24 protein-coding genes, 1 tRNA gene and 1 pseudogene are annotated in these 26,895 nt (G+C 65.2%); 10 read left to right on the top strand and 16 right to left on the bottom strand.

Annotated elements, in window-relative coordinates:
• Positions 1-136: 136 nt before the first annotated feature.
• Positions 137-2,413 (bottom strand): ATP-dependent helicase, encoded by a 2,277-nt coding sequence (locus NUH86_RS06775; RefSeq protein WP_267251721.1) that lies wholly within the window; start codon positions 2,411-2,413, stop codon positions 137-139.
• A 402-nt stretch (positions 2,414-2,815) separates the two neighbouring features.
• Here NUH86_RS06775 and NUH86_RS06765 point away from each other — a divergent pair, with 402 nt between their 5' ends.
• A complete protein-coding gene (locus NUH86_RS06765) occupies positions 2,816-3,280 on the top strand; it encodes a Fe-S oxidoreductase (RefSeq protein WP_267251720.1) in 465 nt (154 codons plus the stop codon).
• On the opposite strand, the gene NUH86_RS06760 is transcribed toward NUH86_RS06765, so the two are convergent.
• Positions 3,237-3,716, bottom strand: coding sequence for an RrF2 family transcriptional regulator (locus NUH86_RS06760; RefSeq protein ID WP_267251719.1), 480 nt, complete (start codon positions 3,714-3,716; stop codon positions 3,237-3,239). The two genes, NUH86_RS06765 and NUH86_RS06760, sit on opposite strands and share 44 nt — an antisense overlap.
• A 112-nt stretch (positions 3,717-3,828) precedes the next feature.
• Between NUH86_RS06760 and NUH86_RS06755 the strand changes: the two genes are divergently transcribed.
• Complete coding sequence (locus tag NUH86_RS06755) at positions 3,829-4,278, top strand: globin domain-containing protein (RefSeq protein ID WP_267251718.1); 450 nt, start codon at positions 3,829-3,831, stop codon at positions 4,276-4,278.
• A gap of 76 nt (positions 4,279-4,354) precedes the next feature.
• On the opposite strand, the gene rsmD is transcribed toward NUH86_RS06755, so the two are convergent.
• A complete protein-coding gene (gene rsmD / locus NUH86_RS06750) occupies positions 4,355-4,894 on the bottom strand; it encodes a 16S rRNA (guanine(966)-N(2))-methyltransferase RsmD (RefSeq protein ID WP_267251717.1) in 540 nt (179 codons plus the stop codon).
• On the bottom strand, positions 4,891-5,826 hold the full coding sequence (locus NUH86_RS06745; RefSeq protein WP_267251716.1) for a pseudouridine synthase: 936 nt from the start codon (positions 5,824-5,826) through the stop codon (positions 4,891-4,893). The genes rsmD and NUH86_RS06745 overlap by 4 nt, the downstream gene beginning before the upstream one ends.
• Positions 5,827-5,988: 162 nt before the next feature.
• On the opposite strand from NUH86_RS06745, the gene NUH86_RS06740 reads away from it, so the two are divergent.
• Both NUH86_RS06740 and NUH86_RS06735 read left to right on the top strand, forming a co-directional pair.
• Complete coding sequence (locus NUH86_RS06740; protein WP_267251715.1) at positions 5,989-6,447, top strand: response regulator; 459 nt, start codon at positions 5,989-5,991, stop codon at positions 6,445-6,447.
• 171 nt (positions 6,448-6,618) lie between these two features.
• Positions 6,619-7,926: an AmpG family muropeptide MFS transporter gene (locus NUH86_RS06735; protein ID WP_267251714.1), complete on the top strand. Its 1,308-nt coding sequence runs from the start codon at positions 6,619-6,621 to the stop codon at positions 7,924-7,926.
• On the opposite strand, the gene NUH86_RS06730 is transcribed toward NUH86_RS06735, so the two are convergent.
• From NUH86_RS06730 to NUH86_RS06700, 7 genes are all read right to left on the bottom strand, one after another.
• A complete protein-coding gene (locus NUH86_RS06730; protein WP_267251713.1) occupies positions 7,911-8,351 on the bottom strand; it encodes a DUF6628 family protein in 441 nt (146 codons plus the stop codon). The genes NUH86_RS06735 and NUH86_RS06730 overlap by 16 nt on opposite strands.
• A gap of 68 nt (positions 8,352-8,419) precedes the next feature.
• Entirely contained in the window at positions 8,420-9,742 is a 1,323-nt protein-coding gene (locus tag NUH86_RS06725) for a bifunctional folylpolyglutamate synthase/dihydrofolate synthase (protein ID WP_267251712.1), read from the bottom strand.
• 6 nt (positions 9,743-9,748) lie between these two features.
• Positions 9,749-10,600 carry an acetyl-CoA carboxylase, carboxyltransferase subunit beta gene (gene accD, locus NUH86_RS06720; RefSeq protein ID WP_267251711.1) on the bottom strand — a complete coding sequence of 284 codons (852 nt, stop codon included), beginning with the start codon at positions 10,598-10,600 and terminating at the stop codon, positions 9,749-9,751.
• The gene (gene trpA / locus NUH86_RS06715; protein WP_267251709.1) at positions 10,597-11,427 is read right to left on the bottom strand and encodes a tryptophan synthase subunit alpha; all 831 of its coding nucleotides are present in this window, start codon (positions 11,425-11,427) and stop codon (positions 10,597-10,599) included. The genes accD and trpA overlap by 4 nt, the downstream gene beginning before the upstream one ends.
• Positions 11,424-12,677 (bottom strand): tryptophan synthase subunit beta, encoded by a 1,254-nt coding sequence (gene trpB / locus NUH86_RS06710; RefSeq protein ID WP_267251708.1) that lies wholly within the window; start codon positions 12,675-12,677, stop codon positions 11,424-11,426. The genes trpA and trpB overlap by 4 nt, the downstream gene beginning before the upstream one ends.
• An 81-nt stretch (positions 12,678-12,758) precedes the next feature.
• Entirely contained in the window at positions 12,759-13,400 is a 642-nt protein-coding gene (locus tag NUH86_RS06705; protein ID WP_267251707.1) for a phosphoribosylanthranilate isomerase, read from the bottom strand.
• Positions 13,401-13,474: 74 nt separating this feature from the next.
• Positions 13,475-14,350, bottom strand: coding sequence for a lysophospholipid acyltransferase family protein (locus NUH86_RS06700; RefSeq protein ID WP_267251706.1), 876 nt, complete (start codon positions 14,348-14,350; stop codon positions 13,475-13,477).
• Positions 14,351-14,401: 51 nt separating this feature from the next.
• Between NUH86_RS06700 and NUH86_RS06695 the strand changes: the two genes are divergently transcribed.
• Positions 14,402-15,526, top strand: coding sequence for a glycosyltransferase (locus NUH86_RS06695; RefSeq protein ID WP_267251704.1), 1,125 nt, complete (start codon positions 14,402-14,404; stop codon positions 15,524-15,526).
• Positions 15,527-15,770: 244 nt separating this feature from the next.
• Here NUH86_RS06695 and NUH86_RS06690 read toward each other — a convergent pair whose 3' ends face one another.
• Positions 15,771-16,118: a DUF952 domain-containing protein gene (locus NUH86_RS06690; RefSeq protein WP_267251703.1), complete on the bottom strand. Its 348-nt coding sequence runs from the start codon at positions 16,116-16,118 to the stop codon at positions 15,771-15,773.
• Entirely contained in the window at positions 16,115-18,799 is a 2,685-nt protein-coding gene (gyrA, locus tag NUH86_RS06685) for a DNA gyrase subunit A (protein WP_267251702.1), read from the bottom strand. The genes NUH86_RS06690 and gyrA overlap by 4 nt, the downstream gene beginning before the upstream one ends.
• Before the next feature lie 240 nt (positions 18,800-19,039).
• Between gyrA and NUH86_RS06680 the strand changes: the two genes are divergently transcribed.
• Complete coding sequence (locus tag NUH86_RS06680; protein ID WP_267251701.1) at positions 19,040-20,320, top strand: hypothetical protein; 1,281 nt, start codon at positions 19,040-19,042, stop codon at positions 20,318-20,320.
• Between the two features lie 106 nt (positions 20,321-20,426).
• Positions 20,427-21,701 carry a hypothetical protein gene (locus NUH86_RS06675; RefSeq protein WP_267252045.1) on the top strand — a complete coding sequence of 425 codons (1,275 nt, stop codon included), beginning with the start codon at positions 20,427-20,429 and terminating at the stop codon, positions 21,699-21,701.
• A gap of 264 nt (positions 21,702-21,965) precedes the next feature.
• Here the strand turns inward: NUH86_RS06675 and NUH86_RS06670 are convergent, their stop codons facing one another.
• Positions 21,966-22,439, bottom strand: a complete 474-nt coding sequence (locus NUH86_RS06670; protein WP_267251700.1) for an Lrp/AsnC family transcriptional regulator — start codon at positions 22,437-22,439, stop codon at positions 21,966-21,968.
• A gap of 148 nt (positions 22,440-22,587) precedes the next feature.
• Between NUH86_RS06670 and NUH86_RS06665 the strand changes: the two genes are divergently transcribed.
• From NUH86_RS06665 to NUH86_RS06655, 3 genes are all read left to right on the top strand, one after another.
• Positions 22,588-24,327, top strand: a complete 1,740-nt coding sequence (locus tag NUH86_RS06665) for a sensor histidine kinase (protein ID WP_416365344.1) — start codon at positions 22,588-22,590, stop codon at positions 24,325-24,327.
• Positions 24,328-24,378: 51 nt separating this feature from the next.
• A complete protein-coding gene (locus tag NUH86_RS06660; protein ID WP_267251698.1) occupies positions 24,379-25,416 on the top strand; it encodes a polysaccharide deacetylase family protein in 1,038 nt (345 codons plus the stop codon).
• A gap of 26 nt (positions 25,417-25,442) precedes the next feature.
• A tRNA-Ile gene (locus NUH86_RS06655) sits at positions 25,443-25,518 on the top strand.
• A gap of 252 nt (positions 25,519-25,770) precedes the next feature.
• Here the strand turns inward: NUH86_RS06655 and NUH86_RS06650 are convergent.
• A pseudogene (locus NUH86_RS06650) lies at positions 25,771-25,905 on the bottom strand (IS5/IS1182 family transposase); the annotation flags it as partial.
• A 61-nt stretch (positions 25,906-25,966) separates the two neighbouring features.
• The gene (locus tag NUH86_RS06645; RefSeq protein WP_267251697.1) at positions 25,967-26,881 is read right to left on the bottom strand and encodes an aspartate/glutamate racemase family protein; all 915 of its coding nucleotides are present in this window, start codon (positions 26,879-26,881) and stop codon (positions 25,967-25,969) included.
• Positions 26,882-26,895: the final 14 nt, after the last annotated feature.

Genomic DNA, 26,895 nt, shown 5'->3' with positions numbered 1-26,895 from the left:
TCGCTGGGATGACGGCTTTGAATGTCTGCCTTCCATTCAATACTGGACATTCCTACTTCATCACTCAGGCAGAGCCATGGGTAACCAAGAGGAGATTGGCAGTCTCTTTCCCCATGAATGACGGTGATGGTTCGCTTCAAGCGGGCTGAACGAAGCTGTCCATCACCCGCTTCCGCCCCGCTGTTTCGAAATCGATCTCCAGCTTGTTGCCTTCAATCTCCGCTATGGTGCCGTAGCCGAATTTCTGGTGGAAGACGCGCAGGCCGACGCTCATGTCGTCGCGGCCCTTATTGCCTAGCGAGATGGCCGAGGCGCGGGCTTCCACGATGCGGACGGGTTCCTTCGCGAACTGGCCGCTCTGCTGGGCGCGTTGCCAGCCGGGGCCTCGACCGCTGCCGCGCTGGACATTGGCGAAGGGGTCGGCGCGTTCCGACCAGTTGGCGCGCCAGAGCGAGGCGCCGCCGGACATGCTGCTTTCCTCCTCCACATGTTCGGGCGGCAGTTCGCCGACGAAGCGGGAGGGGATGGAACTGGTCCACTGGCCGTAGATGCGGCGGTTGGCGGCATGGAGGATAAGGCACAATTTCCGCGCCCGCGTGATCGCGACATAGGCGAGGCGGCGTTCTTCCTCCAGCGAATTGAGGCCGCCTTCGTCAAGGGCGCGCTGGGAGGGGAAAATGCCTTCTTCCCAGCCCGCGAGGAACACGGTGTCGAACTCCAGCCCCTTGGCGGCGTGGATGGTCATGATCGTGATCTTGCGCTCCTCCGCTTGCGCCTCATTATCCATGACCAGCGAGACATGCTCAAGGAACGCGCCCAGCGTCTCATATTCCTCCATGGCGCGGGTGAGTTCGCTCAGATTTTCCAGCCGCCCGGCGCTTTCCGTGGTGCGTTCGGCCTGGAGCATGGCGGTATAGCCGCTTTCGTCCAATATCTGCCGGGCGAGTTCCGCATGGGGTAGTTGCGCCGCGCGGTCGCGCCAGCGGGCGAGGTCGCCGATGAAGGCGCCCAGGGTCCGGCGGGCCTGCGGAGTCATCTCATCCGTGTCGAGGATGCGGGCGGCGGCGAGTGCGAGCGGAATGCCCTCGGCCCGGGCGAGTCGATGGAGCTTTTCCACCGCCTTGTCGCCTAATCCGCGCTTGGGGACATTGACGATTCGTTCGAAGGCCAGGTCGTCGGCAGGCTGATTGACGAGGCGCAGATAGGCGAGCGCGTCGCGGATTTCGGCGCGCTCATAGAAGCGGAAGCCGCCGACGATGCGATAGGGCAGGCCGATCTGGATGAAGCGGTCTTCGAATTCGCGGGTCTGGTGCTGAGCGCGGACGAGGATGGCGACTTCTTCCAGCGAGCCGCCGTCGCGCTCGATCGATTCGATTTCCTCGCCCACCCGGCGGGCTTCCTCCGGGCCGTCCCATACGCCGATGATGCGGACCTTTTCACCCACGTCGATGTCGGTCCAGAGCGTCTTGCCGAGGCGGTTGCCGTTTTCCGCGATCACGCCGGAGGCCGCGCCCAGGATATGGGGTGTGGAGCGGTAATTTTGTTCGAGGCGGACGATCTTTGCGCCCGGAAAATCCTTTTCGAAACGCAGGATATTGGCGACTTCGGCGCCGCGCCAGCTATAGATGGACTGGTCGTCGTCGCCCACGCAGCAGATATTCTTGCGCGTCTGGGCGAGCAGCCGGAGCCAGAGATATTGGCTGCTGTTCGTGTCCTGATATTCGTCGACCATGATGTAGCGGAAACGCTGCTGATAGCTTTCCAGTACGTCGCGATGGCGTTTCAATATGACCAGAACATGCAGCAGCAAGTCGCCGAAATCGCAGGCGTTCACGTCGCGCAGCCGGGCCTGATAGGCGGCGTAGAGCTTCTGCCCCTTGCCATTCGCATAGCCTTCGCTTTCGCCCGCGCCGATTTCCTCCGGGGTCAGGCCCTTGTTCTTCCATTGGTCGATGAGGCCGCCCAGTTGCCGGGCGGGCCAGCGCTTTTCATCGATGCCTTCCGCCTGGATAAGCTGCTTCAGCAGGCGAAGCTGGTCGTCGGTGTCGAGGATGGTGAAATTGGATTGCAGGCCGACCAGTTCGGCATGGCGGCGCAGCATCCTGGCCGCGACGGCGTGGAAGGTGCCGAGCCAGGGCATGCCCTCCACCGCCGGGCCGATCATGCGGCCGACGCGCTCGCGCATCTCCCGCGCCGCCTTGTTGGTGAAGGTGACGGCGAGGATTTCGGATGGGTAGGCCCGGCGCGTGGCGATCAGGTGGGCGAGGCGGGCGGTGAGGGCGGCTGTCTTGCCCGTGCCCGCTCCGGCAAGCACCAGCACCGGGCCTTCGGTGGTGAGGACGGCTTCCCGCTGCGGTTCGTTGAGGCCCTGCAAATAGGCGGGATCGTCGGGCGAGGGGGCGGGCAGGGTCATGCTTTCCAACTAGGGCGAGGGGCCGGAAGGGGCAAGGGCCGGGGCCTTGCGACGTTAGGGGGTTTATGAGAACAAAAGGCGAATCATGCAAGGGGAAAGCACATGGTCACGGGGCGGTGTCGATGGGGGGCAATTCATTATGAGGCGCTGGGCGAACCATTGTTCAGCGCTTTGTGCCATTGTGCCGATTGCCGGAAGAGCGCGGGCGCGCCTCTGGTCGGAACTGCCGAAGTTCGATCGTTTTCCCAATAGTTGACCCTGATAGGCTGATCGTCTGAAGGGATCGTCTGACGGCGCGTCCAAAACGGTTCGTCGCCATCGCCGGAACGCCGGAGTGGCAATTCCGGTTCTTTCCCCAACCCGAACGGCAGAACGGGGTGAGACTAGGAAAGGATGATCCCGATGAAATCGATCCTGTTGGCAGGTGCGGCCATATTGGCCTTCGGCACAGGCGTTACCGGCATTGCGATTGCGCAGGATATGCCCGCTTCGGCGCAGCCGCCCGCAACCGATGCGCCGCCTCCGCCCGGACAGGGTGCGACGCCGGCTACTCCAGCTTCTCCGGCTGAGCCGGGGACCGCGCCGGCAACTCCAGCTACGCCAGCCGCGCCGCCGCCAGCCGCCGATCCGAACGCGGGGCAGCCTACTGGCGCGGTGCCGCCGAACACGGGGATGCAACCGGCTCCCGCCGGGGTGCCGCGAGATCCATCGGCCCCGGTAGGCACTTCCGCCAATCCCGCGACGGTGGGCGGCAATATGACGCCGCCACCGACCGAGCAGAAGGAGTATCCGCTGTGCAGCAAGACCGTGCAGGATAGCTGCATCAATCGGGGTGAGGCGAGGAAGTCGGCGCGCAAGCATCGGTAAGCGAAGTGTTCGGGCCGGGCAGGGCGGCGATGATCGCTGCCAGCCCGGCCCGGTCGCGGGCCGCATCGGCCAGGCTGTGCCGGTCGAGGACGGCGAGGAAGGCGGCGGTGGCCGCCTTCAAAATGCCCGACAGGCCGCAGGCGGTGCGGAGGGCGCAGGAGCCGCAGTCCGCCATGTTCATATCGGGTTCCGAATAGCGGACGACTTCGCCGATGGTGATCGCCTGGGAAGGGCGGGCGAGGGTGAAGCCTCCGCCGCGGCCGCGCCGGGTGTCCAGGAGGCCGCCCTGGCCCAGATGATGCACCACCTTCATCAGATGATTGCGCGACAGTCCATAGGCGTCGGCGATTTCCGGGATGGTCGCCTGGCCGGAGGGGGTCACGGCGAGGTGGATCAGGACGCGGAGGGCATAGTCGGTGTGGCGGGTCAATTGCATGAAGGAAACCCATAGGTGGCCGGGGTGTCGGTTTCAAACATTCATTCTATTTACATCTTAAAAGATGCAACGTAAATGCACCTTTATCGAGTCTCCAAGGAAAGGTGCATAAATGACCCAGTTGACCGCCGACACCATCGCCATCGTCAAGGCTACCGCGCCCGCGCTGCGCCAGCATGGGGTGGAGATCACGACGGCCATGTATGCGCGGCTGTTCCAGGATGCGTCGATCAAGGACATGTTCGATCAGGCCGCGCAGGACAGCGGGGAGCAGCCCAGGCGGCTGGCGGCGGCGATATTGGGCTATGCGGAGAATATCGACAGGTTGCAGGCGTTGGACGGCGCGGTCGCCCGGATGGTGCAGCGGCATGTCGAGACGGGCGTGAAGGCGGAACATTATCCCAAGGTGGCGGAGGCGTTGCTGCCCGCGATCAGGGATGTGCTGGGGGCGGAGGTCGCCACCGACGCGGTGCTGGATGCCTGGGGGCAGGCCTATTGGTTCCTGGCCAACATATTGATCGGCAGGGAGGCGCAGGCCTATGAGGAGGCTGAGGCGGCTTGAATGGGGATGGGTCGCGTGACCTTCTGGTTGCGCAGCCCCCTCTCCCCGGCCCTCTCCCCCGTGGGGGAGAGGGAGTTTAGGGCGTTGCTCTCAGGAGGGTCAGGCGGGCTTTGCCTACGTCGCGGGTGGCTTCGTTGGTGAAGCCTTTCACCTCCACATCCTCGCGGCGGTCGGTTTCGATGCTGATCCAGGTGGCGGGGCCGGTCCAGCCCAGGCGGCTGAGCTTGTCCAGCGCCACCATGCCCGCGCCGCTATTGTAGGGCGGGTCCATGAAGATGAGGTCCAGCGGCCTGGCCGCCGGGCCGAGGGACAGGACGCTGCTCTGGCGGATGTCGGGGCGGACGCCCAGCCTGTCGCCATTGGCGCGGATCGCGTCCAGGGCGGGGCGGTCCTGTTCCACGAAGATGCAGCTTGCCGCGCCGCGTGAGAGGGCTTCATAGCCCAGCGCGCCGGAGCCTGCGAAGAAATCCCCGACAGCCAGCCCTTCGAACGAGCCGATGCGGCTGAGCAGCATGGAGAAGAGGGTTTCGCGGGTGCGGTCGGCGGTAGGGCGGGTCGCGTCGCCCTTGGGGGCGGTGAGGGGGCGGCCGCGCCATTGGCCTGCGATGATTCTCATTTGGGCGCCTTCAGGCTGTTGCGGAAGACGATGAGGTCGTGCTGGCGCACTTCCTCTACCGCGCCGGAGGCGAGTTCGCCCAGGTGGAAGGGGCCGTAGCTGGTGCGGATCAGGCGGCTCACCTGAAGGCCCAGATGTTCGAGGATGCGACGGACTTCGCGGTTCTTGCCTTCGGTCAGGGTCATTTCGATCCACTGGTTGCGGCCGGTGCGGCGCTCCAGATTGGCCTCTATCTGGCCATAGCGGACACCGTCTATCTCCAGCCCGTCGAACAGGTCTTCAAGCTGGTTCTGGCTGACTTCGCCGAAGGCGCGGGCGCGGTAGGTGCGCGGCACGCCGGTCGAGGGCAATTCCATCTGGCGCTTGAATTCGCCGTCGGTGGTCAGCAGCAGCAAGCCTTCGGTCGTCATGTCGAGACGGCCGATCGGCATGAGGCGGGGCAGGTCGGCGGGCAGCTTGTCGTAGATGGTCGGGCGGCCGCGCGGGTCGCGTTCCGTGGTGAGGAAACCCGACGGCTTGTGGAAGAGGAACAGGCGGGTCGGCGCGGGGGCGGCGACGGGCGTGCCGTCCACCGCCACGCCGTGGAGCGAGGAAAGCAGGGTGGCGGGGGTCGTGATCGCTTCGCCGTTGAGGGTGACGCGGCCTTCCTCGATCATCCGTTCGACTTCGCGGCGGGAAGCGACGCCTGCGCGGGCGAGCAGTTTCGCGATGCGCTGCGGTTCGTTCTTGCCGCTGGCCGTCGCCTCCGCGCGGGCCGGATGCGGGTTCGCGGGCTTGTCGGGCGCGGTTTTTGCCTTCCTGAACGGAGGGCGTGCCGGGCGGGAGCTGGAGGGCGGTTTTGCGCCAGCCGTTCGATGGGGGCCACCCGCCGGGCGCCTGGGACCACCGGGGCCTGACCGGCGGGGCGGTCCAGATTTTTTCGGCGGTTCCACGGAAGCGTTCCTTTTCAAAACGGGATGGCATTCCCATATTCGGGATGGCCGGATAATTGACGAATGGTGCCGTCCTTGCGCCTGTGCGCAGGGACCGTGGGAAACCCGTTTGGGGTCCCGCACGTTGGTCGGCTGAATGGCGCAAATGGGGCGGATCGGCAAATGTTTTTCGGGCTGGTAAAAGGGGAAGCCGGGGCGCGGGGGCGCCGCAAGGCCATTCGCAGCGTGCTGGTGGTCGAGGATGAGCCGCTGGTCGCATTCGACAATGAACATGTGCTGGAGACGGCGGGCTATCGCGTGGCCGCGACCGTCGATGAATATGGCCATGCCGTCAGCGTGATCGAGGAAGAGAGCGTCGACCTGGTGATCGCGGACGTGACGCTGCATGGGAAAAGGACCGGCATCGATCTGGCGCGCTTTGCCGCGGGCCGGGGGGTGGCGGTGCTGTTCGTGACGGGGGCTTGTCCGGTGGATGCGCCGGAAATGGCCTTGGGGTGTCTGGCCAAGCCCTATGCGCCGCGGGATTTGCTGGCGGCGGTCGCGGTCGTCGACGCGCTGCTGCGGGGGAAGGAACTGCCGCGCCTGCCGGATGGGTTGCATTTGTTCGGGAATTTGGGGTGAGGGTGGGATTGGTCGAGAGGTTCGATCCCCCCTCATCCAACTTCGCCTAACCGGCGGAGCCGGTAAGGCTGCGTATCCTTCTCCCTCAAGGGAGAAGGTTTTTTGGGTGGTTGTTTGGGCGGGGTTTGGCCATATGGTGGTCAGGAACGATCATCGGGGGCCGCCGCATTTATGACTGATATTGCAAAGGGCTGGCTGGATGCGGTGAAGCCCTATGTGCAGAAGGCGCCCTTGGGGGCCTTTTTTCTGGGGATTTCGTCGGGTTTTCCCTATGCGATGATCGGCGCGACGCTGACGACGCGGCTGGCGCAGGACGGGATCGACAAGAAGGCGGTGACGGCCTTCACCCTCGCCTTCCTGGTCTATAACCTTAAATTTCTGTGGGCCTGGGTGGTCGATGGCGTGCGTCTGCCGGTCATTGGGCGGTTGGGGCAGCGGGTTTCGTGGCTGATCTTCGCCGGGCTGCTGGTGATGGCGGCGGTGGCCAATCTGGCGCTGGTCGATCCATCCACCAGCCTGTTGCAGACCGCCTATGCGGCGATATTGGTCGGGGTGGCCGGGGCGACGTTCGACATCGTGATCGACGCCTATCGGATCGAAAGCCTGAAGCCGGAGCAATTGGGCGTGGGGTCGGGCATGTCGCAATATGGCTGGCGGATCGGGTCGGTCGCGGCGGGGGCGCTGGCGCTGGTGCTGGCGGCGCGGGTCGGGTGGCATGGGGCCTATCTGGCCTGCGCGGTCTTTGCTTTGCCCGCCATGTTGACCGGGCTGGTGCTGGGCGAGCCGGAGCGGCACCGGGAGCCGACGGCGCGGCGCGGGATGGGAGAGGTGTGGCAATCCATCGCGGGGCCGCTGGTGGAGTTTTTCCGGCGGCGCGGGGCGTGGCTGGTGCTGCTGTTCATCCTGCTCCACAAGATCGGGGACACGCTGGCGAACCTGACCTTCCGCCTGTTGTTCGACGATATGGGCTATACCAATGACGAGATCGCCATTTACGACGTGGGGATCGGTTTCTGGGCCTATCTGATCGGGATTTTCGTGGGCGGCGTGCTCTATGCGCGGATGGGGATGAAGCGGTCCGTGCTGGTCGGGCTGCTGCTGATGGGCGTGTCCAATTTCAGCTTCGCGATGCTGGCCGCGCTGGGCAAGAGCAATTGGGGCATGGCGGGGGCCATCGGTTTCGAGAATTTCGCCAGCGGGATCGGCGGGGTGACGGTGGTCGCCTATTTCTCCGCCTTGTGCGACCTGCGCTTCACCGCCGCGCAATATGCGCTGATTTCGGCGGCGGCGAGCATCGTCGGGCGGTTCCTGACCGGGACGACGGCGGGCGCGATGATCGAGCGGTTCGGCTATGTCGACTTCTACCTGCTGACAACCGCGCTGGCGGTGCCGGGGATCGTCCTGTTCTGGTTGATGATGCGGGCGGGGTTGATCGATGCAAGCGTCGGCAGCGCGGCGAGCGATCAGCCCGCCGCGTAGAGATCCAGCGGGCGGCCCAGGTCGTTATGGGCCTGGGCGACGGCTTGCAGGCAGGTGAGCGCGCCCAGCGCATGGTCGTTGCCCAGCAGGGCCGCAACATCGTCATAGGCGGTGCGCGGGCTGCGCAGGGCGCCGCCGACCGCCTGCATCATCAGCGCTTCGTCCGATGTCATGCGGGAACAGCAGCAGGGGGCGATCAATATCTTGCGGCTGGAGGTGCGGGCGAGTTCCAGCATCATGGCGCGCATCAGCACCAGCGGGCGGCGATAACTGCGGCCGAACGCGCCCAGCATCGCGTTGGCGGCATGGGCGTCGTTGACCCCCGCCGTCGCCATGCGGCGCATGACATAGAGGAACAGCCGGTTGCCATAGCCGCCGGGAAGCGGCCGGGGCTGATCGAGGGAGGTGGACTCTCCATGCGCCATGCGTTCGTACCTTCTGCCTTGTCGTTGGAAGGTCAAGGTACGCTATTGCGAGTCAATCGCAAGAAAATTCAGTCGGGAAATTGACCGTTCAGTCGCAAAATCTCTCCGGCGAGGTAGAGGGAGCCTGCGATCAGCAGCCGGGGCGCGGGATTGGGATGGGCCGCGACGGCGGCGATGGCCTGCTGCGGCCCTTCATGGGCGGTGCAGGGGATGCCCCACAGATCGGCGATGGCGGCGAATCGCTCCGGCGGGTGATGGTCGTGTCCGGGGACCGGCACGACATGGATATGGGCGATGCGGCCTGCGAAGGGGACCAGGAAGGCGTCCAGATCCTTGTTTGACAGCATGCCGATGATGAGGTCCAGCTTTTGCCCGTCCAGCCGTTCGCTGGTGAAGAAGGCGGCGATCGCTTCGCCCGCTCCGGCATTATGGCCGCCGTCCAGCCAGGCTTCCGTGCCGTCGGGCAGCGGGGCGAGGAGCGGACCGTGGTCGAGCCGTTGCAGCCGGGCGGGCCAGTGCGCCCAGAGGGGCGCGGCCTTCAGCGCGGCTTCGCTGACGGGGACGACGTTCTGATGGCGCAGCATGGCGAAGGCGAGCGCGGCGTTCTGTATCTGGTGCGCGCCGGGCAGGCGGGGCAGCGGAGCGTCGATATGGCCCTGGTCGTCGCGATAATGGAGGCGGTCGCGATAGGCGGCGGCGTCCCAGCTTTCGCCCATGGCGAACCATTGGGTGCGGTTGCGGGCCGCGGCGTCCAGCATCACGGGGAAAAGGGCGTCGGCATAGCGTTGCGTGACCAGCGGCGCGCCGGGCTTGGCGATGCCGGCCTTTTCGGCGGCGATGTCCTTCAGCGTGTTGCCGAGGAAGCTTTGATGGTCCAGGCCGAGTTGGGCGATGCCGCAGATGACCGGCTTTTCGATGATGTTGGTCGCGTCCAGGCGGCCGCCCAGGCCCACTTCGACGATGCAGGCGTCGGCGGGATGTTCCGAAAAGGCGAGGAAGGCGGCGGCGGTGGTGACTTCGAAGAAGCTGGCCCCGATCCCCTCCGCCACGTCGAGGACGCGGGAGAGATAGGTGGCGAGGGCCTGGTCGGAGATGAGCGTGCCGCCCAGGCGGATGCGTTCGTTGAAGCGGACGAGATGGGGGGAGGTGAAGACGTGGACGCTCTTGCCGTCCGCCTCCAGCGCGGCGCGCAGGAAGGCGCAGGTCGACCCCTTGCCGTTGGTGCCCGCGACGTGGAAGACCGGCGGGAGGGCGCGGTGCGGGTTGCCCAGGCGGTCGAGGAGCGAGGTGATGCGCTCCAGGCCCAGCATGTCGGCGCCCGGCGACAGCGTGGCGAGGCGGTCTAGCTGGGCCTGGACGCCCGGATCGTCGGAGACTGCATGGTCGGGCATGGCTTTTTACGCGGCGGCGCGGGGGGTGAGGTAGCCGATCACCCTGGCGAGCGTGTCGCGCAGGTCGCTGCGGTGGACCACCATGTCGAGCATGCCATGTTCCAGCAGATATTCGGCGCGCTGGAAGCCCTCCGGCAATTTTTCGCGAATCGTGCTTTCGATGACGCGCTGGCCCGCGAAGCCGATGAGGGCGTTGGGCTCGGCGATCTGGATGTCGCCCAGCATGGCGTAGCTGGCGGTGACGCCGCCCGTCGTCGGATCGGTCAGGACGACGATATAGGGCAGGCCCGCCGCGTGGAGTTTGCGGATCGCGACGGTGGAGCGGGGCATCTGCATGAGGGAGAGGATACCCTCCTGCATGCGGGCGCCGCCGGCTGCGGTGAAGATCACATAGGGGCATTTATGGGCGATGGCTTCGTTGACGCCCTGGATGAAGGCGGCGCCGACGCCCATGCCCATGGAGCCGCCCATATAGGCGAAATTCTGCACGCCCATGACCAGCGGCACGTCATCGATCGCGCCGCGGGCGTTGATGAGCGCGTCCTGATCTCCGGTGGCGGTGCGGGCGGCCTTTATGCGGTCGGGATAGCGTTTGGAATCGCGGAATTTGAGCGGGTCTTCCTGCACATGCGGGGTGGGGAGCAGGATGAAACCGGCGTCGAGTATATGTTCGAACCGCTCCGACGGGCCGATGCGGCCGTGATGGTCGCAGCGGGGGCAGACCGAGAGATTGTCTTCCCATTCCTTGATGAAGATCATCTCCGCGCAGGCGGGGCATTTGTGCCACAGCGTTTCTGCTGTCGTTTCCTTCTTCGCCATGAAAGGCAGCGCGTTGCGGACGCGGTTGATCCAGCTCATGCTGCGGTCTCCCGGAAATGGGGGCTGTTGGCGTTCAGGGCGTCGCGCAGGGCGGCGACGAAATCCTTGACGAAGGGCGCGGCGGCGTTGCCGTGCGAGCCGACGATGTCGACGATGGCGGAACCCACCACCACGCCGTCGGCGACGCGGCCGATGGCGGCGGCCTGATCGGCGGAGCGGACGCCGAAGCCGACCGCGATGGGCAGGTCGGTGGCGGCCTTGAGCTTTGCGACGGCCAGTTCGACGGCGGCTTGCGCGGCCTGCTGCTTGCCGGTGATGCCTGCGACGGCGACATGGTAGAGGAAGCCGCTGGCGCCGTTCAGCACGGCGGGCAGGCGGGCCGCGTCGGTGGTCGGCGTGGCGAGGCGGATCAGGTGGATGCCTGCTGCGCGCAGGGCGGGGCCGATTTCGGCGTCTTCCTCCGGGGGCACGTCGACGCAGATGACGCCGTCGACGCCTGCGGCCTTGCACTGGTCGGCGAACCAGTCGGGGCCGCGCGCGAGCATCGGGTTGGCGTAGCCCATCAGGACCAGCGGCGTGTCAGGGTGCCGGGCGCGGAAGGCGGCGGCGAGGGCGAAGATGTCCTTCGTCTTGGTGCCGGAGCCGAGGCTGCGCAGGTTGGCGAGTTCGATGGCGGGGCCGTCCGCCATCGGATCGGTGAAGGGCATGCCCAGTTCGATGATGTCGGCGCCGCCCTCCACCAGGGCGTCGAGGATCGCGGGGGTGTCGGCCGCTGTCGGGTCGCCCGCCGTCACGAAGGTGATGAGGGCGGCGCGGCCTGCCTTTTTGCAGGCGGCGAAGCGGGTGGCGAGGCGGTCGGCGGTCATATCTCCACTCCCAATGCGCTCGCCACGGTGAAGATATCCTTGTCGCCGCGGCCGGAGAGGTTGACGATGATGATCTGGTCCGCGTCCAGCGTGGGCGCCACCTTTTCCGCCGACGCGACCGCGTGGGCGGATTCCAGGGCGGGGATGATCCCCTCCAGCGCGGAGAGTTTCTGGAAGCTGGCGAGCGCTTCATCGTCGGTGATCGGCATATAGTCAACTCGGCCGATTTCGTGCAGCCAGCTATGTTCGGGACCGATGCCGGGATAGTCGAGGCCCGCCGAAATGCTGTGCGCCTCGGTGATCTGGCCGTCCTCGTCCTGGAGGAGATAGGTGCGGTTGCCGTGCAGGATGCCGGACTTGCCGCCTGCCAGCGAAGCGGCATGCTTGCCCGACAGGCCTTCGCCCGCCGCTTCGACGCCGATCATCTTGACGTCGGCGTCATCCAGGAACGGATGGAACAGGCCGATGGCGTTGGAGCCGCCGCCGACCGGCGCGATCAGCATGTCGGGCAGGCGGCCTTCCAGTTCCAATATCTGTTCGCGGGCTTCCCTGCCGATGATCGACTGGAAGTCGCGGACCAGTTCCGGATAGGGGTGCGGGCCTGCCGCCGTGCCGATGATGTAGAAAGTGTCGTGGACGTTCGACACCCAGTGGCGCAGGGCGTCGTTCATCGCGTCCTTCAGCGTCTGGGAACCGGAGACGACCGGGATCACTTCCGCACCCAGCAGCTTCATGCGGAAGACGTTGGGCTTCTGCCGCTCCACATCCTTCGCGCCCATGAAAATCTTGCATTCCATGCCGAACAGGGCGGCGACGGTCGCGGTGGCGACGCCATGCTGGCCCGCGCCGGTTTCGGCGATCACCTTCTTCTTGCCCATGCGGCGGGCGAGCAGGGCCTGGCCGATGCAATTGTTGATCTTGTGCGCGCCGGTGTGGTTCAGTTCCTCGCGCTTCAGGTAGATTTTCGCGCCCTTGCCCGGTTCCGCTTCGGCGCGCAGGGCTTCGGTCAGGCGCTGCGCATAATAAAGCGGGTTGGGGCGGCCGACATAGGAACGCAGCAATTCACTGAACTCGGCGTCAAAGGCCGGGTCTTGCCGGGCTTCCTTATAGACTTTTTCCAGTTCGAGGATCAGCGGCATCAGCGTTTCGGCGACATAGCGGCCGCCGAAGGAGCCGAAATGGCCGGAAGCGTCGGGCTGGGAGCGCAGGCTGTTGGGCAGGGCGCCAAGCAGGGTGGGGGTGTCGGTCATCGGATCAATCTCGTCAGGCAAATGGGATCACTTCTTGGGTGCAAGCAAGTGATCAACGCCATCGTGTGCTGGTTAGCCGCCTCATGAGGATGCCGCATTGCAGAAGGCCATGATCTTGTCCACACTCTTGATGCCCGGCGCGCTTTCGACGCCGGACGAAACATCGACCAGCGGGGCGCCGGTGATGCGGATGGCTTCGGCCACATTGTCGATGCCCAGGCCGCCCGACAGGCCCCAGGGGACGGATATGGGGACGCCGCGCAGCAGCGTCCAGTCGAAGCGCAGGCCCATGCCGCCGGGCAGCGCCGCGCCGTCCGGAGTCTTCGCGTCGAAGAGCAGGAGATCGGCGGCGCCCGCATAGGCCCTGGCGGCATCTATATCGGCGCGGGTTTTGACCGGGATGGCTTTCCAGACGCTTAGGCCGAAGCGCTGCCGGATGATGGCCACCCGTTCAGGGGTTTCCTTGCCATGGAGCTGGAGGGCGGTGAGGGCGTCCGTGGCGGTGAGTTCGGTCAGGATTTCGTCGGTGGGGTCGACCAGCACGGCGACCCGATGGATATGCGAGGGGACCGGGGCCGTGAGGGCGCGCAACTGGTCCGCCTCTATATGGCGGGGGCTTTTGGGGAAGTGTACGAAGCCCAGATGTGTCGCGTCCGCGCGCATGGCGGCGCCCACTGTTTCCGGTGTGGAGAGGCCGCAGATTTTTATGGCGAGTCGGGACATTGGGGGGCTTTAGCGGGTGTTGGGGTGCGTGAGAACTGTTGTTCCATGTGCTTCGATACGAGGCTTCGGCAGGCTCAGCCTCTACTCGGCACGAACGGAGGGGGTGGGGTGGTCAAGTCCATGTCGTGGAGGGCGAGCCATTGGTCGGCGTGGTCGATGCAGGCTTTGCCGAGGAAGGCGTCGACCTGATCCATGATCTGGTCATCCGTCAGGGTCGCCGGGTCCAGGGGCGCGTGCCAGTGGACGCGGAAATGGGGCCCCTGGGTGCGGATCATGTAGAAGGGCAGGAATTTCGCGCCGACTTTCCGGGCAAGGCGCAGGGCGACGGACAGGTTGCCTGAGGGCGGCAGGGCGCGGCCGAAGCGGGGGAACCAGACCTGGCGGTCGCGGCGCTCGTCCAGCAATATATAGAGGGTGGCGCGGTCCTTGGTGGTGAGGTGTTTCAGGATGGCGCGGGCCGCGCCGTCCCCGGTGATCGCTTCCCCCATATAGCTGGAGCGGGCGCGCTTGAGCTGCGCCGCCTGCTGCGGGTTTTCCGGCGGGTCGTAGACGCCCAGGCCGGGGCGGTCCGTGGACGCCTTGATATGGGCGGCGAGCAAGTCCCAATTGCCGAGATGGACCGCCAGCGCGATCAGCGGGCCGGGGCCGTCGAGCACCTTCTGATAGCCTGCCGCGTCCTCCACGCCGATATGGTCGTTTTCGATCAGCCGGTCGATGTTGGTGAGTTCGGCCATGGTGCGGCCGAGGTTGAACCAGCGGCGGGTGAGGAGGGCTTCGCTGTCGGCCCGGTCGAGATCTGGGCGGAGGATGGCGAGGTTGGCGCGGGCGCGTTGATCGCGCAATTTCATCTGCTTGCGCGCGACGTTCGCGGACAGCCAGCCGCCCAGCCAGGATGCGAGGGACGCGGGGAGGAGGCGGAGGAGGGTGAAGAGAAAGGGGTTGGAGAGCATCGCCTGCCGTCATACAGCAGCGGTCGGGGCGGTAAAGGGCTTGGGTTTGCAATGAGTTTCGCTTTTGCGCTGTGGATGCTGTTGCAGGGGCTGAGCCTGTTGGGCGTGCTGAATTATTGGCGGCATCTGCCTGTCGACCGGAAGGAAGAAGCGCCGGAGGGCGTGGTCGTGCTGCTGTCTGTGCGGGACGATTGGGACGGCGGGGCGGAATTGATTGCGCGGTTGAAGGTGCAGACGGCGCGGTTCCGGCTGGTGATTGCTTCGAGTGGCGGTTGCGCGGCGGCGGAGGCTCTGGCGGCGCGGGAGGGGGATTGGGTGCAGATCGTCCGCGCGGGCGTTGCCGTGGATGAGGGGCAGAAGGTTCATAAATTGCGGGTGGCTTTGCGGGCTTTGCGGCCGGAGGATCGGTGGCTGGTTTTCGTGGACGCGGATATTCTGCCCCCGGCGCGGCTGGTGGGGCGGCTGCTCTTTCCGCTGGTACGGGGGAAGGCGGATATCGTGACCGGTTACCGGCTGTTGTTGCCGGAGGCGCGGGTGGGTGCGGCGCTGGTCGGGGCGGTGGAGATGCAGTTGGCGACCTTGCCGCGTGCGGCGAGCGCGACCATGCCCTGGGGCGGGGCGATGGCCCTGAGCCGGGAGGTGGCGGAGCGGCTGGACCTGGATGCGGCGCTGGCGGGGCGGTTGTCGGATGATATGGCGATTGGCCTCGCCGGGTGGCGGGCGAAGCTGCGGTTGCGGCCGGTGCGGGATTTGCTGGTGGCTTGTCCGCTGGAGGCGCGGGGGGCCTTTGGGTTCGGGGTGCGGCAGTATCGGCATATCGTGACCAATAGTGCGGGGATGTGGGCGGTCGCGACGCTGGTGCTGGGTTGCCAAGCTTTGGGGTGGGTCTGGGCTTTGGGTTGGGGTGGGCTTTGGGCTGTGGCTGTTGGTTATGCGGCGGCGGTCGGGCGGGTGTTGGCGCGGCGGCGGATTTTGGCGGGCGTGCTGGAGCCGGAGCAGGTGCGGGCGGCGGGGCGGTCGCTCTGGTGGGATGTGGTTGCGCCGTTTGCGGTGTGCTGGGTGCATCTGGGGATGCAGGTGGCGGCGGTTTGTTCGCGCCGGATCAGGTGGGGTGGGTTTGATTATTGGGTAAGCAAGGGGAAGGTGGTGCGGATGGAACGGGTGGGGCTGCGGTAGCTGGCTGCTCCCTGCATGCTTCCTTTTCGTCACCCCAGCGAAGGCTGGGGTCTCAGGCGATCATCGAATTAGGTCGGAAATATCGCGCCACTCGGGGTTACTCTCTTCAATGAGCCGGATGGTCATGATGTAGGTGTAGCCGCCCCGCGTGATGCCCTAATGTGGCGCGCCTTCGCCTGAGATGCCAGCCTTCGCTGGCATGACGTTTGGGGGAGGTGCTCGGCTCGCGCGCGGGCGGCGAAGGCTAGAAGCCCGCCGGGAAGAGATGCTTGCCCTGTTCGTCCAGGCGCAGGACGACCTTGCCTGCCACTGCGCTCAGCGGAAGATCGCCATAGAGGTGCGGGAAGAGGGCGCCGCCGCGTGACTCCTCCCATTTCACTGCCTCGCCGAAGGGGGCGAGGTCGACCATCACCATCACCAGATTGTCCTGGCCCGCGAAATGTCTGGCGGCGGTTTCGGCGGCCTGCTGGCGGGTGGACATGTGGATATAGCCGTCCGCAAGGTCGACGGGCGCGCCCTTGAACGCGCCGTCGGCCTTGAGTTGGTCATATTGATCCTTGGTCAGGATCTTGTAGGCGAAAAGTTCGGTCACGCTTCCGGAGCCGCCGCTTCCGCCGCGTCTTCGGCTTCGTCGCTTTCCTCGATCTTCGCGGCGCTGACGACATGTTCGTCGTCGGACACGTTGAACAGGCGCACGCCCGCCGAACTGCGGCCGATGACGCGCAGGGAGTCGAGGCCCATGCGGATCAGCTTGGCCTGATCGGTGACGAGCATCAACTGGTCCGCCTGAGTCGCGGGGAAGCTGGCGACGACCGGGCCGTTGCGGCCGATATTGTCGATGTTCGTGATGCCCTGACCGCCGCGGCCGGTGCGGCGATATTCATAGGCGGAGGACAGCTTGCCATAGCCGTTCGCGCAGACGGTCAGGATGAACTGTTCGCGTTCCTTCATCAGGGCGAACATGTCCTGATCCTGCATTTCCCCTTCCTTTTCCGGCTTCCACGGGGCGAAGCGCAGATATTCCTCGCGCTGGTCCTGATCGGCGCCGGAGCGGTGGAGGATGGAGAGGGAGATGACCTCGTCGTCGCCTTTCAGCGTCATGCCGCGCACGCCGGTCGAAGTGCGGCTCTGGAATTCGCGCACGTCGGTCGCCTGGAAGCGGATCGCCTTGCCCTGGCGGGTGGCGAGCAGGACGTCATCCTCTTCGGTCAGCAGTGCGACGCCGATCAGGCGGTCGTCGCTGTCGTCATCGAAGCGCATGGCGATCTTGCCGTTGGACGGAATGTTGGCGAAGGCGTCCATGCTGTTGCGGCGGACCGTGCCGTTCGCGGTGGCGAACATGACGTGCAGATCCTTCCAGCTATCCTCATCCTCCGGCAGCGGCAGGACGGTCTGGATCGTTTCGCCGGGGCTGAGCGGGAGCAGGTTCACCATCGGACGGCCGCGCGTGGCGGGACCGCCTTCGGGCAGGCGCCACACCTTCAGGCGATAGACCTTGCCCGCCGTGGAGAAGAACAGGACCGGCGTGTGCGTGGAGGTGACGAACAATTCGGTGATCGCGTCCTCATCCTTGGTCGCCATGCCGGAGCGGCCCTTGCCGCCGCGGGCCTGTGCGCGGAAGCTTTCGAGCGGGGTGCGCTTGATATAGCCCTGCACGGTGACGGTGACGACCATCTCCTCGCGCTCGATCAGGTCTTCATCCTCTATGCCGTCGGCGGCGGCGGTGATTTCCGACAGGCGCGGGGTGGCGAAGTCGCGTTCGATGGCCTCGAACTCCTCGCGCATCACGGCATAGAGCTTCACCCGGTCGCCCAGGATCGCGAGATATTCGGCGATGGCGGCGGCGAGTTCGGCCAGTTCGCTGCCGATCTCGTCCCGGCCGAGCGCGGTCAGGCGGTGCAGGCGCAGGTCGAGGATGGCGCGGACCTGCGTGTCGCTGAGGCGATAGGTGTCGCCGGACGCTTCGGTCTCGATGGCTTCGACCAGTTTGAGGTAAGGCGCGATTTCCGCCACCGGCCAGTCGCGGGCGAGCAGGGTTTCGCGGGCTTCCGCCGGGCTGGCCGAACCGCGGATGATGCGGACGACTTCATCCAGGTTGGTGACCGCGATGACCAGGCCCAGCAAGATATGCGCGCGGTCGCGGGCCTTGTTGAGTTCATATTTGGTGCGGCGGGTGATGACCTCTTCGCGGAAGCGGACGAACGCCTCTATGATGTCGCGGATGTTGAGCAGTTCCGGGCGGCCGCCGCGAATGGCGAGCATGTTGGCCGGAAAGCTCGACTGGGCGGGGGTGTTGCGCCAGAGCTGGTTCAGCACGACTTCCGGGGTGGCGTCGCGCTTCAGGTCCATGACGATGCGCACGCCTTCGCGGTTCGATTCGTCGCGAATGTCGCTGATGCCCTCGATCCGCTTGTCCTTGGCGGCTTCGGCGATTTTTTCAACGAGGCCGTTCTTGCCGACTTGATAGGGGATGGCGGTGAGGACGATCGACTGGCGGTCGCCGCGTCCTTCCTCGATCTTGTGGCGCGAGCGCATCATGATCGAGCCGCGCCCGGTATGATAGGCGCTGCGGGCGCCCGACTGGCCCAGGATCAGCGGCGCGGTCGGGAAATCGGGGCCGGGGACGATCTGGATCAGTTCGTCGATGGTGATGCCGGGGTTTTCGATATAGGCGAGGCAGGCGCGGATCACTTCGCCCAGATTGTGCGGCGGGATGTTGGTCGCCATGCCCACCGCGATGCCGCCCGCGCCGTTGACCAGCAGGTTGGGGAAGCGCGCGGGCAGAACCTGCGGCTCGCTTTCCGAAGCGTCGTAGTTGGGCTGGAAGTCGACCGTGTCCTTGTCGAGATCGTCCAGCAGGGCAGTCGTCACCTTGGCCAGGCGCGCTTCGGTGTAGCGCATGGCGGCTGGCGGATCGGGGTCCATGGAACCGAAGTTCCCCTGGCCGTCGATCAGCGGCACGCGCATCGACCAGTCCTGGGTCATGCGCGCCAGGGCGTCATAGATCGCGCTGTCGCCATGGGGGTGATATTTACCGATCACGTCGCCGACGATGCGCGCCGATTTGCGATAGGGCTTGTTGTGCTGGAAGCCCGATTCATGGGCGGAGAAGAGAATGCGGCGGTGCACCGGCTTCAACCCGTCGCGCACGTCCGGCAGGGCGCGGGCGACGATGACAGACATGGCATAGTCGAGATAGCTTGCCTTCATCTCCTCCACGATGGAGATGGGGCTGATGTCCGAAGGGTCGGCGAGGGCAGTCTCGTCGGTCAATGCGATTCTCTTTTTGGATGATTATTGTTGGTCGCCCTGCACTAGCGGAGCGAAACAATAATGTCACGCATCGCGCACGTGCGCGGGGGGGCATGAGTTGCAGGAATGGCGCGCCAGATTGTTTCCTGGGGGCTGACAGGCGGTTAACTGGTGCATATAGGTCGTTCAAACGTTATTCACGCGCCGACCCCTAATCGGCGTCAAGCAAAGGCCGCCTTTCCCCCAGGCGCAGAGGAGAAGATGAACATGCGTTTTGTTACCCCCGTGGCGCTCGCGCTGACCCTTGCGCTCGCCGGTGGCGCCGTTTCGGCTCCCGCTTTTGCGGCGAAGAAGGAAGAGAAGAAGGGCGGCGCGCCGAAGCTGAACGTGTCGCCGGACGTCATCAAGGCGTTGCAGACCGCGCAGCAGGCCATTGAAAAGCAGGATTTCGCGGGCGCCAAGGTGGCGCTGGCCGATGCGGACAGCAAGGCGAAGTCGAATGACGACAAATATCAGATCGGCGCGATCAAGCTGAACACCTCCATCGCCAGCAAGGACACGGCGATGCAGAGCGAGGCGCTGACCCAGATGCTGGACAGCGGCCTGACCCCGCCGGAACAGGCCGGGCAGTTCAACGCGGTCGCCGCCGAACAGGCGTTGCAGGCGAAGAATTACGATCTGGCGATCACCCGCGCCAGGGCGGCGGGCGCCGCCGGGTACAAGCCCGAAGCGGTGAACGTGACGCTGGCCCAGGCCTTTTTCGGCAAGGCGGGCACGGCCAATCCCTCCGTCGAACCGCAGCGCAGCCTGAACCAGCAGGGGCTGGCGGCGCTGAAGGCGGCGGCCGACGCCACCAGGGCGGCCGGCGGGCAGGTGCCGGCGCAATGGTATCAGATCGGCGTCAGCCGCGCCGCGACCGCCAAGCTGCCGGAAGTCACCGAATGGGCGAAGTCCGCCTATCAGGCGGCCCCCAACGGCGAAAATCTGCGCACGCTGGTCCGCCTGTTCCAGCAGGCCAATCCCAACATCTCCAACCGCGAGAATCTGGACGTGCTGCGCCTGATGGCGACATCCGGCGGTCTGGTGCTGGCGCAGGATTATCTGGAATATGCCGAAATGGCGTCGAAGACCGGCATTTACGGCGAAGTGAAGTCGGCGATCGATTCCGGCCGCAGCAAGGGCGTGTTGAACGGCAGCCAGGGCGGCGACCTGTATCAGCCCGCCGTGGCGAAGATTTCGGGCGACAAGGGTTCGCTGGGCGCGGCCGAAGCCGACGCGAAGAAGGCCGCCACCGGCAAGATCGCGGCTGCGACCGCCGACGCCTATCTGGGCTATGGCGATTATGCCAAGGCGGTGGCGATGTTCGAACTCGCCAAGCAGAAGGGCGGGGTCGACGCGGACGAGATCAACACCCGCATTGGCATCGCCAAGGCGCTGGGCGGCGACAATGTATCGGCCAAGGCGGCGTTCCAGTCGGTGCAGGCCGGTTCGCGCAAGCAGATCGCCGACCTGTGGCTGGCCTATCTGGCCACCAAGGCCTGATTTATCGATGATCGGGGCGCGCCGCTCATCGGGGGCGGCGCGCCTTCCTTGTCTTCGAACATGAGAATGATCTGGCCTGCGCCAGGCGAAAAGGGGGATGGCTGACATGGCCATGATGCGACATTCGATTCCGACCTTTGGGCTGTTGGCCGGGGCGGCTTTGCTGACCGCCGTGCCCGCCGCCGCGAAAAAGCCGGTTGCCGTGGGTCCGGCGATCCAGATGTCGGACGGATTCCGCGCCGCCACCCAGGCGGCGGAAGGCGCGATCAAGGCGGGCAATGCCGCGGCGGCGCAGGCGGCGATTTCCGGGCTGATGCCGGTCAGCGATTTCGAGGCCTATGTCGCGGCCGGGCTGCGGTTCGAACTGGCGGTGCTGAAGGTGGACCGGCAGGCGCAGCGCGTGGCGCTGAACGACATGTTCAAGACATCCTCCGTGCCGAAGGGGGACATGCCGCGGCTGCGCTATATCGCCGGTTATCTGTCCTTCGTCGTCGGCAATTATGACGATGCGACCGCGCAGCTCGATTACGCCAGGACGCTGGGTTACGACCCGATCGACGCGACCATGTTGCGCGCGGATATCGCGCTGCGGCGGAACAAGGCGAAGGACGCGCGGGTCTTCGTGCGGGAGGCGCTGGCGCGGCAGCGGGCGGCGGGGCAGCCGATCCCGGCGGCCTGGTATGACCGGGCGATCTCCATGGCCTATCAGGCGGGGGATTGGGCCGAGGTCGGGGCGCTCTATCGCGAGCGGCTGGGCCATTATGATTCGGCGGGCGAATGGCGGTCCGCGCTGGTCAATTACCTGACCGCGCCGGGCATGGACGCGCAGGTGCAGTTGGACCTTTACCGCCTGCAGGCGGCCAATGGCGCGATGGCGAGCGAGCGCGACTATCAGGTCTATGCGCAACTGGCGGACAAGACGGGCTATAGCGCGGAGACCAAGGCGATCATCGAGGCCGGGCGCTCTGCGGGCAAGCTGACGCCGACGCAGGCGGTGACGGCGCAGCTCATGAAATCGGCGACGCCCAAGGCGGCCAAGGAGATCGCGGCCCTGCCCGCGGCGGTGAAGAAGGCCGCCGCGGCCAAGGACGGGTCGGCGGCGATGACGGTGGGCGACACGTATTTCTCCCTTGCCCAGTTCGCGCAGGCGGTGGGGCAATATCGGCTGGCGCTGAGCAAGGGCGGGATCGATGCCGACAAGGTCAATGCGCGGCTTGGCGTGGCGCTGGCGCGTTCGGGCGATCTGGCGGGCGCGAAGGTCGCGCTGGCGCAGGTGACGTCGGGTAATTGGGCGAATGTCGCGGGATTCTGGTCGGTGTGGGTCGATCAGCAGAGCCGGAAGACGGCGTTGACGCCGGTGGTGGTGCCGCCGGTGGGTTGATGAGGCCGGTTATTGGGCGGTTGGTATTGGCCAATGGCGGACATTCCTTCTCCCTTGAGGGAGAAGGATACGGAGCCTTGCTGAGCGAAGCGAGGCTAGGCGCAGTTGGATGAGGGGGCGGGCCTGCGGCCCGCGCGATCCGTTGGATCGCAACCCCCTCACCCAGCTACGACTAGGCAGCAAGCTGCCAAGTCTGCGCAGCCCTCTCCCTCAAGGGAGAGGGGTAAAAAGAACGTCCGCTCTCCACCCTTTACACTATCCCCATCAAACCGGCAGCGGGACGCCCGGCAGGTTCTTCGACATGCGGATGGTGAGCGACGTCTTCACGCTCACCACATTGGGGGCGGGGGTCAGTTTCGATGTCAGGAACTGCTGGAAGCTTTGAAGATCCTTCGCCACCACCTTCAATATGAAGTCGATCTCGCCGTTCAGCATATAGCATTCCCGCACTTCCGGCAGGGTGGCGATATGATCCTCGAACGCTTTCAGGTCCGCTTCGGCCTGGCTCTTCAGGCTGACCATGGCGAACACCGTGATGGTGTAGCCCAGCATCGATGGGTTCACCACGGCATGATAGGAGTTGATCGCGCCGCTTTCCTCCAGTGCGCGGACGCGGCGCAGGCAGGGGGGAGCGGTCAGGCCCACCTTGCGGGCCAGCTCCACATTGGTCATCCTGCCATCGCCCTGCAATTCGCCCAGAATCTGGAGGTCGATGTCGTCAATATTGGGGCCGGCCATTATTCCGCTTATTTCCTTGCCTGTTAATATCGGGTTATCATAATAATATTTCAGGGCAATGCAATTGTCCCACTATGCGACGTTCGCATAAGAACCCATTTGCGACCCTTCCCCTTTGGTCCGCGAAGCATTATTCCTGTGTAACGATATGCCCGGCCGATGCCGGAAATGGGGAATTTGGGTGCGCTTCAACGATCTCATGCAGACGGTTCTTGCCGCGGAAAGCCGAAGCGGCCTGGGCGCCGTGACGTTGTGGCGGCAATGCGTCGATCTGCTGGCGCAAAATGACCGGCATGACCGGTCGATCATGTCCGATGCCGAGCGTAGGGCGTTGCTGGAGCGGCTGGACGGGCTGTCGCCGAAGCTGTCGGAAACGCAGCGGATCGCGACTGTCGTGGAACTGGGCGGGCGGCTGCGGTCGCCCAGCCTGGTGGAGTTTTTCGCCAATGACCGGCCCGCGATCGCGGCGGCGGCCATGTCCCGCGCCCGCCTGCCCGACGCGGTGTGGGTGGAGATGTTGCCGCGCCTGACGCCGACGGCGCGGGGCGTGCTGCGGTCGCGGCGCGACCTTGGGGCGGACACGTTGCAGGGGCTGGCCGCCTTTGGCGCGACCGATCTGGTGCTGACCAGCGATGCCGAGGTGGAGCAGGAAGACATGCTGCTGACCGAGGCGATGATCGTGCAGGCCGATCCGCCCGCCGCGCCGCCAGAGAGCGAGCCTGTCGAAGAGGCGGGCGAGGGGCGGAGCCAGATTCGCAACCTGGTCGACCGGATCGCGCGTTTCACCAGCGCGCGGCGGGCAGGCGAGGAAGAGGAGCCGCCGCACCGCGCAGCCGTTGCCGGGCCGCGCGCCTTCGCCTTCGAGACCGATTCGGCGGGGACCATCGTCTGGATCGACCAGGGGCCGCGGGCGGCGTTGATCGGGCTTGCGCTCAATGAGACGGCGCTGGAGGGCGGCAGCGGGCCTGACGGGCATGTCGCGGGCGCCTTCATGCGGCGCAGCGGTTTCCAGAATGGCCGCTACACGATCATGGGCGGCACGATGGCGGGCGAATGGCGGATGTCCGCGACGCCCTTTTTCGATCCGCGCTCCGGCCGGTTCCAGGGCTATCGCGGGCAGGCGCGGCGGCCCTTCCTGCACGAGGTCGCGTCCGACCCGCGTGCCGAATCCGTGTCGATCGCGGGCCTTTCCGCCGATTCGATCCGGCAACTGGTGCATGAATTGCGCACGCCGCTGAACGCGATATTGGGCTTTGCCGAGATTATCGAGCAGGAACTGTTCGGTCCGGCGGGCCATCAATATCGCGACATGGCGGGCAAGATCGCCGTGGATGCGCGGCATTTGCTGACGGCTTTCGACGATCTGGACCTGGCGGCGCGGGTTTCGCGAGGGGAGGGCGGCGAAACGCCGCGCGCGGTCGATCCGGCATTGCTGGTGACGCAGGTTTCGGCGCGCTTCCGGGAACAGGGGGACAGCGCGCAGATCGACATCGCCATGGGACGCGACCTGCCGATGGTGCGGATCGACCCGGTGCAGGGCGAGCGCATGGTGCAGCATCTGCTGCGCACGCTGATTTCCGTGTCCCCTGCGGGAGAGGCGCTGACCGGGGTGTGCTGGTATCAGCCCGACGGAGCCGATGGGCGCGTCGTGCTGGCGATCGACCGGCCATCCACTTTGGCCGGGATGGAGGAGGATCGGCTGCTCGATCCGGGCTATATGCCGGACGGTAACTGGGCGGACGGGCCGCTGCTGGGCCTGGGCTTTTCGCTGCGGCTGATCCGCAGTCTGGCGACGGGATGCGGCGGCGCGCTGGAGATCGAGCCGGGCCGTTTCCTGCTCGCCGTGCCTGCCGTCGCCGAAACCGAGGATGCGGTCGGCAGCGCCTGATTTTCGCCTGAGGAAACCCTATCGCAACCAAATCCGGATAGCGGTGGCGGGATGACCAAGCTTTCCCATGACGGCAGCCTGCTTCGCGCGCCAGCGGCGGAAGACAGGATCGCGTTCGATCCGTCCTTCGGTACGCGCTTCATGCTGTTCGTGGATACGGAGGAGGAGTTTGACTGGAACGCGCCCTTCCGGCGGACGGGGCATGGCGTGACGGCGCTTGGCGGCATGGCGCGTGGGCAGGCCTATTTCGCGGCGGCGGGGGTGAAGCCGGTTTACGTGACCGACTATCCGGTGGTCGACAGCGATGCGGCGGCGGAGATGATGGGTAGGTGGCTGGCCGATGGCGCGGCGGATATCGGCGCGCATCTCCATCCCTGGGTCAATCCGCCCCATGTCGAGGAAGTGACGGCGGCCAACAGCTATGTCGGTTTCCTGCCCGAAGCGGTGGAGCGGGCGAAGCTGGAGGCGCTGTGCCTGCGGATAGCGGATCGGTTCGGGGCGCGGCCGGTCGCCTATCGGGCGGGGCGCTATGGCGTGGGGCCGAACAGTGCGCGCCTGCTGGAGGAGGCGGGGTTCAGGCTCGACAGTTCGGTGCGCGGGCGTTTCGATTATAGCGGGCAATATGGGCCGGATTTTCGGGGCTTGCCGCAATATCCCTATTGGGCGGGGCCGAAGCGGAGCCTGATGGAACTGCCTCTCTCGACCGCTTTTGCCGGGCTGTTGCGGGGGGGTGGGGAGCGGCTTTATCGGGTGGCGCAGCGCATGGGGCCTGTCGCGGGCGCGCTGGCGCGGGCGCGGATGTTGATCCGGATTCCGCTGACGCCGGAGGGGATCGCGCCGCAGGAGGCGATTGCCGCGATCGATGCCCTGATCGAAGAGGGCGTGCCGGTGCTGAACTTCTCCTTCCACTCCCCTACGCTGGAGCCGGGGCATACGCCCTATGTTCGGGGCGAGGCGGACCGGACGGCCTTCTATCGCTGGTGGGATGCGGTGCTGAGCCATCTGGACCGGCGGAATGTCCGGTCGGTGACGCTCGATCAATTGCTTGGCGCGGTTCAGGTGCGCGGACGGGCTTGCCAAGCGGCCTGATGCTGCCTATCCGGGCATCCAAGGTGGGGCCTGTAGCTCAATGGTTAGAGCTGGCCGCTCATAACGGCTAGGTTGCGGGTTCGAGTCCTGCCGGGCCCACCAATCGTTTGTTTTCAATGACTTAGTCGCAGTTTTAGGCGGTTTGTCTCACACTTTGTCTCACAGTTTTAGAGACATGATTTTTCCTGCGATCGATTGCTTGTGCGGGCAGCACAAGCCCGGAAGCCTCAGATCAATCACGAAAAAATTTTCGCGCAGGCTTTGCTCCGGTCCCATCCATGCGACTCGTGTGCGTGGCGACACACATGGCGTTGTGTCATTCGACGCAACGAGATTTGATGGTGTTTAGGGCTGCCCACGTCGAATCACCGGCGGGGAGGCAACACCATGAAAATCGATCAGGGCGTTCAGTTTCTCAAGCGGATCACCCGCGGCCGACAGCGCCGCATACCGCTCGTCCAAATCGAAAAATCCACGCTGCACAGACACATGCACCTCCATCACTCCAACGCGATGGAATCATAACCACAGCCTCACGGCCAGAGGTAAATCAGGGTGTCCAGCTGGAATAGGCGGGCTCTGCGTTGGAATAGGATGGCTTCATCCCGATCCCACGCGCTTCCAAATCTTCGAGAACCGCTTGAGGCGTAGTCATATACGGCCCAACCAATGCTTCCGATTTTGCCATTCCGAGACTGCGTTTTAGATCGACCAGCATCTCCGCCTGCTTGATCATCGAAGAAAGGGCAGTAACGACCGGAACGCCAGTCCCCGCAACCTCTTTATAGCCAGCCTTCGAAAGGGCCGCACCTAATGGATTACACCCGCAAATAACCACGTCGGCACCTTCCTTCACGCACTGCTGGGCGTGCTGGTCAAACTCTTCAATCATGCGTTCGGGTCGGCCTTTATAAGCATCCACCATCTGCTGAGACAGGTCCGGTGTATATGACCGTATCGGTCGGTTGCCTATCGCTCGGCTCTCCCACCGATGAGCACGCAAGCGATCTTCGATCGGTCGCTCAAAGCGCTGAAAGGTCGTTACGACAGCGAACTTCTTACCCAAAAGCTGTGCAACCATCATCGATGATTCCGCCGCGCCTACAACGGGCATGGTCACAGCCTGACGCGCTTCCTCAAGGAAGAATTCGCCAAAGCACATGCCCGGAAATGCGGCGTCATATCCATCTCGATCCGCTTGCCTAACCCGCTCTATCACTTCGACCGCAAGGAGGGCACGGGGATAACGAAGCCAGGGTGAAAATGCTTCTCCCGCATTATCTTTCACGAAATGTATATCTACCTTTGTGTTAGATCGAGCAACGCTTCGAACATATTCAAGCATATTCTCGTATACCAAGGCTTGGTCATCGGGGTTCTTAGCCATCTGTTGGGGCGTAGTATCTGAAATCCAGAGTATCCTGACTTCCTCATCCCGCCCGGCGCGCACTCCTTCAACGACCATAACTCTCTCCTTGT

This window comes from Sphingobium sp. JS3065 (assembly GCF_026427355.1).
GTDB lineage: Bacteria > Pseudomonadota > Alphaproteobacteria > Sphingomonadales > Sphingomonadaceae > Sphingobium.
This window is presented reverse-complemented; position numbering and strand designations above follow the sequence as displayed.